Below are 12,206 nucleotides of genomic sequence, written 5' to 3'. Positions count from 1 at the left end.
ACCATGCTGCAGAAAATACTCCGAATCTTCGCCGATCCACCCCAGCCGGCAGACGCCGGTCCCGCGCCCGGCATTCCCTTTGAACCGGTAATTTCCCGGCTGGAGAGAGAAGCGGGCGAAGGAAACGTTGACGCGATCTACCTACTCGGCGTGGCAAAGGACCCTGCAGTCGCAAATCAAAGATTTGCTCCGCTAAGGCCGCCCCTGCAGGTCGGCCCGCCAAAGAAAAAGAGTGGCTGAGAAAAGCAGAAGAGATCGAGATCATGCTCAAAGCCATGGGCCTGGTCTGGGGTGTCGCGGAATAACCAACACATTTGAAAATTATTATATACAAATATGTGAATATACTCTTTTATGTCATCAATGTGTCTTTACGAAGCAAAAGACCCGGATACGACCCACCCCGAGTACATCAGGATAACCGAACTGATCGAAAAACTCAAACCCAAAGGCATTCTGATCGAGCGGGCAAGATACGACACCAACCCAAATGTTGCCCGTCTCATATCCCTGAACGGGGAAAAGCTCCTTCCGGCCGTCGTCGTCAACAACTTTGTGATGATCACCGGCAGGTATCCAACCGATGACGAGGTCAGACAGATCCTCCACGTTTCCGACAGCCTTATCGAACGAAAAACGCATTGCGGCTGCTGCTGCATTCCCGGATACGAATGCGATGAGTGATCCGGAAACGATCTTCAAAGCCTGCGGCGACACGACCAGACTTCGGATCCTTGCCCTTCTGCAGGGTAATGAGTTATGCGTCTGCGAGATCGAAGCGGCGCTTTCCCTCTCCCAGCCAAACGCCTCGCGCAGTCTGACGATCCTGAAAAACGCCGGCATCATTCAGAGCAGAAAACAGGCGCAATGGACCTACTACAAAATCAGCGATGATTTTGCCGCCGCATTCCCGGATCTTTCCAAAGCCCTGGAAAAGATCTGCGCCGGTCTCCCGACAACAAACGCCGACAAAGCCCTCTTACAAAAACTCAGAGAAATGCACTCAAGTACACCATGTGATGAATCATGACCGAAGAAAAAAAGACCTCGATATTTGGAAAGATGAAGAAAGCGATCACCGCAGAAAACTGTTCCTGCTGCTGTAATATCAAAATCGTGCCGGAAAAGCCCTGCTGTGACGAAAAAGACGAATCAAACGGAAACTGTAAAGAAAACTGCTGCTCTGGAAAATCCGAATGAGTTTTACGGAAACACTCCTCGCGGCCGCCCAGTATTTTCTGGTCATCGCTCTGGAGCTTACGGCACTCTTTATCGTCGTTTGTCTGATAGTTGGGGCTCTAAACGTCTATGTCCCAAAAGAGAAGATGCAGAAAGTGCTCGGGCACTCCGGCTCGGTCAGGGGAAGCGTGATTGGGGCCGCGTTCGGCGCGATCACGCCGTTTTGCTCCTGCTCGACGATCCCTGTGACACTTGGATTTCTGAAATCCGGCGTGGCGTTTTCGAGCGCCATGTCTTTTTTGTTCGCCTCCCCTCTTCTGAATCCGGTCATTCTTGCGATGATGCTCGTCGTTTTCGGTCCCGAGATCACGGTCGTGTATGCCGTCATGATGTTTACGGCGGCCGTTCTTATCGGTCTCGTGCTTGAGCGGCTCGGGTTCAAAAAATACGTCAAGCCCGTCGCCGTCGAAGGAATGACCGAAGCAACCGGCTCGAAACGGAAAAGGATCATTATGTTTGCCTGGACGACATTCCGGCAGATGATCCCCTACCTCCTCCTCGGAGCCGCGATCGGGGCATTCATCTACGGATTTCTGCCGGCCGACTGGATCTTAGCCGTCGCGGGACCGCAGAATCTGTTTGCGATACCCGTCGCCGCGATCATCGGGATCCCGCTCTACATCAGAGCGGAGACGATCCTTCCGATCAGTGCTGCCCTCTTGAGTAAAGGAATGGGCGTTGGTACCGTGGCCGCCCTTTTGATCGGCGGGGCAGGAATGAGTATCCCTGAAATCACCATGCTTTCGGCGATATTCAAAAAACAGTTCGTGATGGTTTTTGTTGCGACGATCTTTCTTGCGGCCGTGCTGACGGGAATTACTGTCCAGGTGATCGTATGAAGCGGGTCGCCTTTCTCTGCATCAAAAACTCCTGCAGATCCCAGATCGCAGAAGCGCTCTGTCGGCATTTCACAGGGGACAGGTTCGCCTGCTTCTCGGCAGGCAGCGAGCCGGGAGACAAGGTCGATCCGACAGCCGTCCGTCTTATGCAGGAGATCTACGGGATCGATCTTGCAAAAATGCGGCCGAAACACATCTCCGACCTGCCGGATATCGACATAATCGTCACGATGGGATGCGGGGTCGCCTGTCCCGTGATCCCCGGGGTAAAGCGGATCGCATGGCAGATCGACGACCCGGTCGGCAAAGGAGATGAGGCATATTTCCAGGCGATCGCCGAGATCGAAGCAAAGATAAAATCATTGAAAGAGTGATGCTATGACAAAAAACAATTCTGCAGGTCTTGGGATGTTCGGCAAATACCTCACCCTCTGGGTGATCATCTGCATGATCGTCGGTGTTCTGATCGGCAGGTTCCTGCCGTCCATCCCGGCATTTCTTGGCACGTTCGAGTATGCGAACGTCTCCATCCCGATTGCGATACTCATCTGGGTTATGATCTACCCGATGATGCTGAAAGTGGATTTCAAGAGCGTAAAATACGTCGGAAAAAATCCCAAAGGACTCATCCTTACCTGGATCGTCAACTGGCTGATCAAACCGTTCACCATGTTTGCGATCGCGGCATTCTTCTTCTACGTCGTATTCAGCGCCCTCATCCCTCCGGAGCTCGCCCAGGATTATCTGATCGGCGCAGTTCTTTTAGGCGCCGCACCCTGTACGGCGATGGTGTTTGTATGGAGTTATCTAACAAAAGGGAACGCCGCCTACACGGTCGTCCAGGTCGCGACCAATGATCTGATCATTCTTGTCGCATTCGTTCCGATCGTCGCGTTCCTGCTCGGAATTTCCGGCGTCACCGTTCCCTGGGCAACGCTGTTTCTTTCGGTCGTCCTGTTCGTCGTGATCCCACTTCTCGGCGGGGTCCTGACCAGAGTGTATCTCATCAGGAAAAAAGGCGAGGAGTATTTTACCCAGACGTTCATCCCGAAGTTCGACCACATAACCATCGTTGGTCTGCTGCTCACGCTCGTGATCATCTTCTCGTTCCAGGGAACACTTATTCTGGAAAATCCGCTGCACATCGTTTTGATCGCCGTGCCCCTGATTATTCAAACCGTGCTGATCTTCTTCCTCACCTACGGGGCAGGCAGAGTGCTGAACCTTCCCCACAGCATCGCCGCTCCGGCAGGCATGATCGGCGCCTCGAACTTCTTCGAATTAGCCGTCGCCGTTTCCATTGCACTGTATGGAACAAACAGTCCGGTCGCTCTCGCAACGATCGTCGGGGTTCTCGTCGAAGTGCCGGTCATGCTGATGCTCGTAAAGATCGCGAACGCCACGAAAGACCGGTTCCCGAATCGGGAACTGGACTGACCTACATCCTTACCGGTTCTTCGGCGAAGATGCCGCCCTTCGCCGTGATCCGGTAGATGATCCAGTTTCCCTGCTGCTCTGCGGTGATCAGGCCGTTCTCTTTTAAAATATTCAGATGGTAGGAGAGTTTCGAACCTGAAATCCCTATGCATTCCCGTATCACGCAGACGCAAAGCGGCTGGACTGCAAGGAGATGCAGGATCGAGACCCGGACCGGATCGGAAAGCGCGTGATGCGTCGCGCTGATCTCGCCGATACGTTCCGGAGATGGGAGACGTGTCTTCAGTCCCGGAATACCGCCGATCTGAACCAGGTCATCTCTGATTACTTCCGGAATCTCGCACCGGACACTGCACTCTTCTTCAGCTTCGCTTGAAACGGGTAATGGCGTATCGGTCATCTATTTCAAAATATTATGAAATGCATAACTATATATCTTTTGTCTGTCAATAAGTGATTCAACAAAAATTGAAATGATGATCCATGAGGTTAAGAAACGATGATTGACATACTACTCGGTTCGCTCCTTCTCGGTTGGGACACGCTGATCGGCTATCTTTCACAGCACGTTATTACATGCCTTGTTCCGGCGTTTTTCATCGCCGGCGCGATCGCGACGTTCGTCAAAAAAGATGCCATTCTGAAGTATTTCAGTCCTGAAACGAAAAAGACCGTATCCTATGGGATCGCGTCCATATCGGGCACGGTGCTTGCCGTCTGCAGCTGCACGATCCTGCCGATGTTTGCCGGCATCCTGAAAAAAGGGAGCGGGCTTGGCCCGGCAATAACGTTCCTCGTCGCAGGACCGGCGATCAACATTCTGGCGATCGTCTATACGGCGCAGGTGCTCGGTCTGGATATCGGCGTCGCCCGGGCAGTGGCTGCGGTCGGCATATCGATTTTGATCGGTCTGATCATGATGAAACTGTTTCCCGCCCACGACACCGAGACGAAGAAAACCTTCGGCGCCGCACGAAAAGCCGTTATGGCCCAGGAGGCGACCCGGCCCAGATGGGTGGTCCCGCTCTTCTTCGTCATGCTCGTTGCGATCCTTCTGGTCGGGACCTCAGCCCTTGATGCGTTCATCCGCCTTGGAATCGTGTATGCCCTTTCGATTGGGATCGCCCTTCTGCTGATCTACTACTTCACGAGAGATGAAGTCACCGACTGGGGAATGGAGATCTGGGATCTGACGAAAAAGATCTTCCCGATCCTGATCATCGGGACCTTCGCGCTCGGTGTGCTTTCATTCTTCCTGCCGGCAGAGTTCTTCAGACCGTACTTCGGCGAGACCTCGCTTATATCCACGTTCTTAGCGTCCGTGGTGGGAATGATCCTCTACATCCCGACCCTTTTGGAAGTGCCGGTGATCGGAACGACGCTTGGATACCTTAGCGGAGCAATGGCAAAAGGCCCGGCCCTTTCCCTGCTTCTCACCGGACCGACGATCAGTCTGCCGAGCCTGCTGGTTATCTACCGGCTGATCGGCGCGAAGAAAACCCTCGTATATACCGCCCTCGTGGTCGGTTTTGCGACGATTGCGGGATTCCTGTTTGGGATATTCTTCCCGTGAGGTTTCCCGATCACAAACATCTAATACAAAAAAAGTTGAATATCCATTGGAGCTATCATGACGAAAATCGAAGTACTTGGAACCGGATGTGCGAAATGCAAACGGCTTTTCGCCAACACCGAACAGGCAATTAAAGAACTGAATATCACGGTCGATCTGGTAAAGATCGAGACGCTCGACCAGATCGCCGAACGCGGCGTGATGATGACACCGGCATTAATCATCAATGACGAGATCGTGGCCGAGGGTCGGGTCCCGGATGTAAAAGAGATCAAAGCATTGTTATCGGAGTGAAAATATCATGACAGAACAAACAACCTGTTCCTGCGGACAGAACGAAAAGAAACGCTTCATAATCCCCTGCGCCGGACAGGCAAATACCGGTCAGATCACGAACGCTGCTGCGATCCAGCTGACCGATGAGGGATTTGGAAAAACCATCTGCGTTGCTCTGCTCGCAACCGGAAACGAAGGACTGGTCGAGAAACTGAATGCAGCCGAAGACGTGGTCATCCTTGACGGCTGCAAGATGAAGTGTGCAGCAAAGATCGCCGCAGCACAAGGAGTCGTTCCTACTCAGAATCTTGTGATGACGGATCTTGGATTCGTCAAAGGACCGTCGCGTTCGTACACGGACGATGACGTCGAAAAGGTCGCGGCCGCCTGCTGGATGGGCAGAGGACGCGAGAGCGAAGAAGAAAAAGAAGGACATTGTACCTGCAGCTGCGGATGCGGCGGATCCTGCGAGTGAGCGGACGGAGTCAAGCTTGCCGATTACGCTGATTACCTGCTCGGGCGTTTCAAACACCGGCAAACTGACCACCCAGGCCGCTCTCGCTCTTCTGCAGAGAAGACCGGGCGGTTATGTCTGGGTGCGTGCCCACCAGGGCACGGAAACGTTTGCCGACGAGATCGAAGATGCGGACGAGGTGATCGTGCTCGACGGATGCACGGACTGCTGTGCGGAAAAAAAACTTGCCGAAGCCGGATTCAGACCCGATCACCATCTCGTCGCAACGGAGATCGGAATCACGAAAAACGGCATGGCCGACGTGCAGTTCGTCGAGATCGAGAAGGTCGTAAACAGTGTTCTGCAGGTAAAACGCTGATGATCCCTAAAATCAGGCGGCTTGAGATCGAATGGAAACATTTCGCAGTTGGAGACGCCACCTGCGAGAGGTGCGGACAGACGGGAGAGGCACTCCGTGCCGCCGTTGGCGAACTTCGGGAGGAGTTTTTCTCCTTAGGCGTGAAGATCAATCTGACCGAGACGCTGCTTGACAAGACCCGGATCGCGGAGTCGAATGAGGTCAGGATGAACGGAGTTCTGCTGGACAAACTGCTCTCTGCCTCGGTGGTCTCTACGGACTGTCCGTCCTGCGGGGAACTTGCAGGAGAAAGCACATGCTGCCGGGCGATCGGGATCGGAGACAAAATTTTCGAGGATCTGCCGGTCGAGTTGATCAAAGCGGCGGCATACCGGGCACTGGGCGTAGAGAGCCGGTAATCGGTGGCCATCGGCCTTCTTCTTTTTTATCCGAATACGCCCGGAGAAAAGCTAACTCCATTTTCCTTTTGTTGTACCCTCAGCTATATCATGGGTAAATTCCTATAATATAGGTCAATGCAGAGCCTTCGCGTTTGCTGGTATAAGAGCGTGTATATGACCGCACGTTTCCTTGCCAGTCCGGCCATTGGACGGAAATTACAGTATACCTACGATATCGTTATTCCAAAGCATACCCCCTATATGGTCTTCTCCAACCACACAACCCTCTGGGACCACCTGATGATCGGCATGGCGGTCAAAGGGCACATGTTCTATGTGGCCGGCGAACATCTTTTCAGAAAAAAATCGACACGGTTTATCGGAGCGTTTCTGCTCGATCCGATCATCCGCAAAAAAGGAGCCCCGGCTGGTGAAGTCATCCGCGATATCAAAGAGCGGCTCGGTGCGGGAAATAACGTCTGGATGTCTCCCGAAGGGGTCAGATCGATCAACGGCGAGACGGCGTTCATCTCGCCGGGGACAGGAAAACTGGTCAAGGAGTGCGGAGAGCTCGGCGCCGCTCTCATAACCTACCGGATGCACGGCGGATATCTGCGCCGCCCAAGATGGGGCAAGACGCCGCGTGACGGCAAGATGTGGGGGGAGTTCGTGCACGAATACTCGCCGGATGAATTGAAGGGCATGACAGTCGATCAGATCAACGAGGCGATCAACCGCGATCTGTATGTGAATACCTTCGACGACCAGAAAAAGAACCCGCTTCCCTACACAGGGACGGATCTTGCCGAATATCTGGAGACGATCCTCTACATCTGCCCGGAGTGTAAGCAGATGGGCAAACTTCACAGCAAAGGGGATATTCTTTCCTGCGAATGCGGCTACTCGGTGAAGTTCAACGAGTTCGGTCTGTTCGAGCCGGCGTCGGGTCATCCGCTGCACCACGACAATATCGTGTCCTGGGATCACTGGCAGCGTGATCTGATCAAGGAGAGTCTGCCGGCGTATCTGACAACCCCGAAAGATGTCCCGATCGAATCGGACGAGGGACAGATCCTTGGAAAGATCGGAGCGCTGAAGTCGGTGGAGGATCTCGGCACCGGCAAATTTTCGATCTATGTGGACAGACTCGAGTTCGACGGGGACAAGGGGAAGTTCGTGTTCCCGTTCGCGGATATCGAAGGGTTCGCGTTTTCCCTGCAGATGAAGATCCTTTTCTCGCTGCACGACGGGACGTATTACGAGGTCGAGTCGAAGATCCCGCGGTCGGCGGCAAAATACATGGTGCTTTACCGGTTTTTGATCGGGAAAGAGTATAAGTAGATATTTTCTCTTTTTTTCATTCCTCTACAATTGCCGGAATATCAGGCGAATCCGGTGCGAAAAACATGCTCCCCCACCCAAGCCCCCAGCCGTCTTCGGTCCCGAGATAGATAATCGTGTAGCCATTCGTTTCGCCTATCGGACCGTCGGATTCGAGAAGCAGATACGTATCCACGCTCTCTCCTTTGGGTATGTGTATGACGTCATCCGGCAGGGAAAGATGCAGGCCTTCCGGGAGGTCGACGATTTCTTTCAGATACACATCGATATCCTGCTCGGGGGCAGAGATACGGATCGCGATCTTTCCCGGCGATTCAGGATCCACCACGAACACCGGAACGCGATTTGAGACCGCATCGATGCGGCCGAACTTTTCAAACCCGGAGCAGTTTTCAAGATCGAACCGCCATTCCAGGGCGGAATCCACGGGTGTTCCGGCAACATCTCTGGGAAATATATAGAGCCCTTTGTCAAGGATGCCGGGCATAAAGTCGGGGAGGTCCGGTTCCGGGTGATCGGTCCAGGGAAAAACACAACCCGCCGTGCAAAGCATGCCAAGACACAGGAGGGTGATGAAGATCGGAATGATGCTTTTCATGCGGTCACGGCTTTGGAGGCACCGGAACCACCCTTACAATCGTGAAGTTTACGGTTTGTTCCGCGGTGTTTCCAAGAACATCGGTTACCACAAGCGTGATGCTGGTATTACCCGGAGTTGTCGGAAAATCGCCAACGACGCAAGGATAGGGATCCAGATGCGTGATTTTTTCCTCACCGTAACTCATCGACCGGACGAAGACGTCGGCGATCTCGTTTTTCGACGAGATGAACGCCCGGACAACTCCCCAAGGCGGAACTACATCGCCGTAGGAGGCTTCTCCGCCTTCGGTCGGGAAGAGGATGTTTATGGAAAGATCCTCCCCCCCCGTGGGGGGAGTATATGCCGGGACGAGCCGGTCGAGTGCTGTCGACAGGTTTTCGCCGGAATCAGAAATATATTTGAGCGGGACCATGATTCGGTCCGGAGGGGTGTGGGAGATGAGGTCGACATATTCGGCGGAGTCGATTTTGAGAATCACGACGGGATCGTTTGGCCCGAGCATTTTTGCAACGGAGATGTCGTATTTTCCAGAGGTGCCTTCAAGCATCATGTAGGGCACGAGAACAGAGGACGCCGGAAAGGAACAGATCGTCTGGTTCTCCTGTATCTTCCCGTTCATGACCGAGGCCGGCAGGATCAGGGTCTGGAGGTTTTCTCCCGGCTGGGGGTCATTTACTGCGGGAATCAGGCAGCCGGCAGAGAAGATGATAACAAGAATCAGGAGAAACGCAAAGATTCGTCTCATGAATCTCATGTAGGACGAGAGGCACCTTAAATATATTGAGCGTCGTATCCAATTGTTCGCGGGGGAGGAGGTTTGGGTGGCGAGGTGTAAACGGCTGGAGAATAGAATGAAACAAAGCGAAATAATTTCAGGACCTAAAAATATACATACAGTAAAAATGAAGGGAAGATATGTTTACAATCTATGTGTATGTTCTTGATACGTTAGCCGACTGGGAAACGGGGTATGTTACTTCGGAGCTGAACTCCGGGCGGTTTTTCAAAAAAGGTGCGGAGCGTGTCTCGCTCAAAACGGTGAGTTATTCTAACGAGCCGATCACTACAATGGGCGGGATGACGATCGTGCCCGATTGCTTGATTGATGATATTGTTGTGAGTGAAACTAGCGTGCTGATTTTACCGGGCGCAAATACCTGGAACGACCCAAAGCATTCCGCAATTCTCGAGAAAGCCGGCGAATTTCTTTCGATCGGCGCTACGGTGTGTGCTATCTGCGGGGCTACTGCTGCACTTGCCAACCTCGGGCTTCTGGATAAGCGTCCGCATACCAGTAACGGACCGGGATTTCTTGAGATGTTTTGTCCCGGGTATAAAGGGCAGAGTTTCTATGTAGACGAGCCGTCCGTAGCAGATAATAATCTGATTACTGCAGGTTCCACCGGAGGTTTATTGTGGGCCAAACAAATTATTGAGCATTTAGGTGTTTTTGAATCAAACACGCTGGAAGCCTGGTATGATTACTTTAGTACCGGTAAGCCTGAATATTTCTTTGCCCTCATGCAGAGTTTGCCGTCCGGCAAGGAAAACTGATCCGCTTTTGTCATAAACAAAACGGGGAAAAATCCCCTCTACATTCAGCTCCATTTTTATAATCGGCGGGCTGAGATGTGTTCTAGCAAATCAGAGTTAAGTGTTATAATAGTACAAAGAGATATAGCTATAAATCGAATTTTTTGGAGGGAAGAGGGAATGAATTTCGATAAAAATCTCTTAATGACGTATAAGAAATTAGTACAGACAATGGAACTGGAAAAAAGCTATCAGGAGTTTCTCAGACTCTTTCGGTTTTTACGGATCGAGCTGGAAAAAGAGATACCTGACTATCGGTTTCAGGGAAATATTGTAGAGAACGGTATGGATTATTCCTATTTTCAGTTTACCAACGATACGCTGAAAAAGAAAGGATTGAAAATTGCGGTTACTTTTGTCCACAGAAATTTCCAATTCGAAGTCTGGCTTTCCGGATTCAACCGTAAATTTCAATGCAGATATTATGAACTGCTGAAAGATACGAAACAGCCCTTTTTCCTGACCGAGGATCCCAAGAGAAGTGATTACATTTTGAGAATTCCCCTGGATCAGAGTATGGATATATCCGATGGAGGGCGGGTTCTTTTAGAAATTAAGGAGGCTTCATTACGGCTTTTGGCATATATTGAGGGCGTTGAAGCGACGCAGAGTGATTTTGATTGAAGATTTCCTGTGAGAATACTGCGTTCTACCTTCTCTGTTTCGTTCTATAAAGATTGAATGAGGCTTGTAAAGAATACAAATATTATTTGGAATAACCACACGTTTTGCAGTAATTTTCAGGTGTGACGGAGTTACATTACCTGATTCGTGCAAGATCCAGTATTGAATATATCCACAATATTTTGCAAGGCGATCTTATCCACCTCTGTATTACTGTTCACCGTGTTATATGCGGCATGCGGGGTAAGAATGAATTTATCGTCCGGCAAATTCAGCAGACCAAAGGTATCTTCTGATGGATCAGAGGGCACCTTTCCGGAATAATAACAGTCAAATGCTGCCGCATTGATCTTATTAGAAAGTAAGGCGTCTCGTAAAGCAATGGGTGATACCAGCTCGGCCCTGGCGGTATTGATTAAACATGTGTCCGGACTCATTTCATGAAAACATTTTTCATCGATTATATGCCGAGTCTCTGAAGTGTAAGGGAGGTGCAGCGTAATTACATCCGATAAACGACATAAGTCATGCAATTCTACAAATTTTGCATCTAATTCCTGTTCAATGTCAGACTCACGGGTTCTGCTGTAATAGAGTATTTTACACCCAAACCCGTAGTACATTTTCTTTGCAACCAACCTGCCTATACTTCCCATGCCAACAATACCAATGGTTTTATCAGACACATCCTGGGATATATATTTGTGCCATAAACCGGATTTCGTTTCTTTATTCATAATAGGTATTTTTTTCATGAGGGTCAGGATGAGAGCCACGGTGAATTCAGAGACTGCTAATGAATTGGCATGCGGGACATTGGTCACGGCGATATTATGTTTTTTTGCTGCCGGTACATCCACATAATATCCATATCCCACACCGTTAAACGATATTACTTTGAGGGTGTTCTTCGCAGAGGCGATTATTTTTTCAGTAACCACTTCTTCCCCGCCGGGAATGTATGCATCGACTCCCGCTAATGCTTCGATGATCTCGTCTTCCTTTAGCACTCCGGGAGAGAGGATCTCATAGCCCTGATTTTTCATAAACGTCTTCATTTCGTCTGAAGGGGGCAGGCCGGTTATTAGTATTTTTTTCATTTCTGTTTTCGTGGATGCGGGGGGTGGGGTGGTCATGTGTTTGTTTCGTATTGATTAGTTTCTTTGATAAAAATACTATCTGGCTTTTTGATCCGAGAAGTATTTCGCAGCGAGATGCTCCTGATGCATATTTCTGTCCTTTGCATTGTATGCATTCTCATTCTCCCGCAATTCGTTGTATCCATCTATGTGTCTATCTATGTGTTTATCTATACAGATTGAAAAAATGATGTCCCCCTCCAGACTACGTCCGGACGGAAGGAAAGACGTACTTACATACACACATAAATGTGATTTCTCTCTCTCTCTCTCTCTCGTCTGTACTGTACATAAAATAATAATAATACGACTATACTTATAAAAAAAAAGT

Annotated in this window: 19 protein-coding genes; 15 read left to right on the top strand and 4 right to left on the bottom strand. The window is 50.7% G+C overall.

Annotation, left to right across the window (positions count from 1 at the left end; genetic code table 11):
- The first annotated feature begins 3 nt into the window (after nucleotides 1–3).
- The 7 genes from MLAB_RS04315 (at nucleotide 4) to arsB (ending at nucleotide 3,515) form a co-directional block, all read left to right on the top strand.
- Nucleotides 4–240 (top strand): hypothetical protein, encoded by a 237-nt coding sequence (locus MLAB_RS04315; RefSeq protein ID WP_048062024.1) that lies wholly within the window; start codon nucleotides 4–6, stop codon nucleotides 238–240.
- 114 nt (nucleotides 241–354) lie between these two features.
- On the top strand, nucleotides 355–684 hold the full coding sequence (locus MLAB_RS04310) for an arsenic metallochaperone ArsD family protein (RefSeq protein ID WP_083755051.1): 330 nt from the start codon (nucleotides 355–357) through the stop codon (nucleotides 682–684).
- Nucleotides 677–1,030, top strand: coding sequence for an ArsR/SmtB family transcription factor (locus MLAB_RS04305; protein ID WP_048062023.1), 354 nt, complete (start codon nucleotides 677–679; stop codon nucleotides 1,028–1,030). Before MLAB_RS04310 ends, MLAB_RS04305 begins: the two co-directional genes overlap by 8 nt.
- Nucleotides 1,027–1,200, top strand: coding sequence for a hypothetical protein (locus MLAB_RS09825; RefSeq protein WP_187146138.1), 174 nt, complete (start codon nucleotides 1,027–1,029; stop codon nucleotides 1,198–1,200). Before MLAB_RS04305 ends, MLAB_RS09825 begins: the two co-directional genes overlap by 4 nt.
- A complete protein-coding gene (locus MLAB_RS04300) occupies nucleotides 1,197–2,078 on the top strand; it encodes a permease (RefSeq protein ID WP_011833192.1) in 882 nt (293 codons plus the stop codon). Before MLAB_RS09825 ends, MLAB_RS04300 begins: the two co-directional genes overlap by 4 nt.
- On the top strand, nucleotides 2,075–2,452 hold the full coding sequence (locus tag MLAB_RS04295) for an arsenate reductase ArsC (protein WP_011833191.1): 378 nt from the start codon (nucleotides 2,075–2,077) through the stop codon (nucleotides 2,450–2,452). Before MLAB_RS04300 ends, MLAB_RS04295 begins: the two co-directional genes overlap by 4 nt.
- A gap of 4 nt (nucleotides 2,453–2,456) precedes the next feature.
- The gene (gene arsB / locus MLAB_RS04290) at nucleotides 2,457–3,515 is read left to right on the top strand and encodes an ACR3 family arsenite efflux transporter (RefSeq protein WP_011833190.1); all 1,059 of its coding nucleotides are present in this window, start codon (nucleotides 2,457–2,459) and stop codon (nucleotides 3,513–3,515) included.
- Between the two features lies 1 nt (nucleotide 3,516).
- On the opposite strand, the gene MLAB_RS04285 is transcribed toward arsB, so the two are convergent.
- Nucleotides 3,517–3,915, bottom strand: a complete 399-nt coding sequence (locus tag MLAB_RS04285; RefSeq protein WP_011833189.1) for an ArsR/SmtB family transcription factor — start codon at nucleotides 3,913–3,915, stop codon at nucleotides 3,517–3,519.
- A gap of 99 nt (nucleotides 3,916–4,014) precedes the next feature.
- Here MLAB_RS04285 and MLAB_RS04280 point away from each other — a divergent pair, with 99 nt between their 5' ends.
- The 6 genes from MLAB_RS04280 to MLAB_RS04255 all read left to right on the top strand — a co-directional run bounded on the left by MLAB_RS04280 (nucleotide 4,015) and on the right by MLAB_RS04255 (nucleotide 7,918).
- Nucleotides 4,015–5,088: a permease gene (locus MLAB_RS04280; protein ID WP_011833188.1), complete on the top strand. Its 1,074-nt coding sequence runs from the start codon at nucleotides 4,015–4,017 to the stop codon at nucleotides 5,086–5,088.
- Between the two features lie 57 nt (nucleotides 5,089–5,145).
- Entirely contained in the window at nucleotides 5,146–5,382 is a 237-nt protein-coding gene (locus MLAB_RS04275; RefSeq protein WP_011833187.1) for a thioredoxin family protein, read from the top strand.
- 7 nt (nucleotides 5,383–5,389) lie between these two features.
- Entirely contained in the window at nucleotides 5,390–5,839 is a 450-nt protein-coding gene (locus MLAB_RS04270) for a putative zinc-binding protein (RefSeq protein WP_011833186.1), read from the top strand.
- 16 nt (nucleotides 5,840–5,855) lie between these two features.
- Nucleotides 5,856–6,197, top strand: a complete 342-nt coding sequence (locus MLAB_RS04265; protein ID WP_048062022.1) for a putative zinc-binding protein — start codon at nucleotides 5,856–5,858, stop codon at nucleotides 6,195–6,197.
- Complete coding sequence (locus MLAB_RS04260) at nucleotides 6,197–6,595, top strand: DUF2703 domain-containing protein (RefSeq protein ID WP_011833184.1); 399 nt, start codon at nucleotides 6,197–6,199, stop codon at nucleotides 6,593–6,595. The genes MLAB_RS04265 and MLAB_RS04260 overlap by 1 nt, the downstream gene beginning before the upstream one ends.
- Before the next feature lie 117 nt (nucleotides 6,596–6,712).
- Nucleotides 6,713–7,918: a lysophospholipid acyltransferase family protein gene (locus MLAB_RS04255; protein ID WP_011833183.1), complete on the top strand. Its 1,206-nt coding sequence runs from the start codon at nucleotides 6,713–6,715 to the stop codon at nucleotides 7,916–7,918.
- Nucleotides 7,919–7,934: 16 nt separating this feature from the next.
- On the opposite strand, the gene MLAB_RS04250 is transcribed toward MLAB_RS04255, so the two are convergent.
- On the bottom strand, nucleotides 7,935–8,516 hold the full coding sequence (locus MLAB_RS04250; protein WP_011833182.1) for a hypothetical protein: 582 nt from the start codon (nucleotides 8,514–8,516) through the stop codon (nucleotides 7,935–7,937).
- Nucleotides 8,517–8,520: 4 nt separating this feature from the next.
- Nucleotides 8,521–9,264 carry a hypothetical protein gene (locus tag MLAB_RS04245; protein ID WP_048062020.1) on the bottom strand — a complete coding sequence of 248 codons (744 nt, stop codon included), beginning with the start codon at nucleotides 9,262–9,264 and terminating at the stop codon, nucleotides 8,521–8,523.
- 170 nt (nucleotides 9,265–9,434) lie between these two features.
- Here MLAB_RS04245 and MLAB_RS04240 point away from each other — a divergent pair, with 170 nt between their 5' ends.
- Nucleotides 9,435–10,073, top strand: a complete 639-nt coding sequence (locus tag MLAB_RS04240; protein ID WP_011833180.1) for a type 1 glutamine amidotransferase family protein — start codon at nucleotides 9,435–9,437, stop codon at nucleotides 10,071–10,073.
- A 159-nt stretch (nucleotides 10,074–10,232) separates the two neighbouring features.
- Nucleotides 10,233–10,736 carry a DUF7000 family protein gene (locus MLAB_RS04235; RefSeq protein ID WP_011833179.1) on the top strand — a complete coding sequence of 168 codons (504 nt, stop codon included), beginning with the start codon at nucleotides 10,233–10,235 and terminating at the stop codon, nucleotides 10,734–10,736.
- Between the two features lie 131 nt (nucleotides 10,737–10,867).
- Here the strand turns inward: MLAB_RS04235 and MLAB_RS04230 are convergent, their stop codons facing one another.
- Nucleotides 10,868–11,872, bottom strand: coding sequence for a D-isomer specific 2-hydroxyacid dehydrogenase family protein (locus MLAB_RS04230; RefSeq protein WP_011833178.1), 1,005 nt, complete (start codon nucleotides 11,870–11,872; stop codon nucleotides 10,868–10,870).
- Nucleotides 11,873–12,206 lie beyond the last annotated feature (334 nt).

This window comes from Methanocorpusculum labreanum Z (assembly GCF_000015765.1).
GTDB classification, from domain to species: Archaea; Halobacteriota; Methanomicrobia; order Methanomicrobiales; family Methanocorpusculaceae; genus Methanocorpusculum; species Methanocorpusculum labreanum.
Note: the sequence above shows the minus strand (reverse complement) of the source record. Positions and strands in the feature narration are given on the sequence as shown.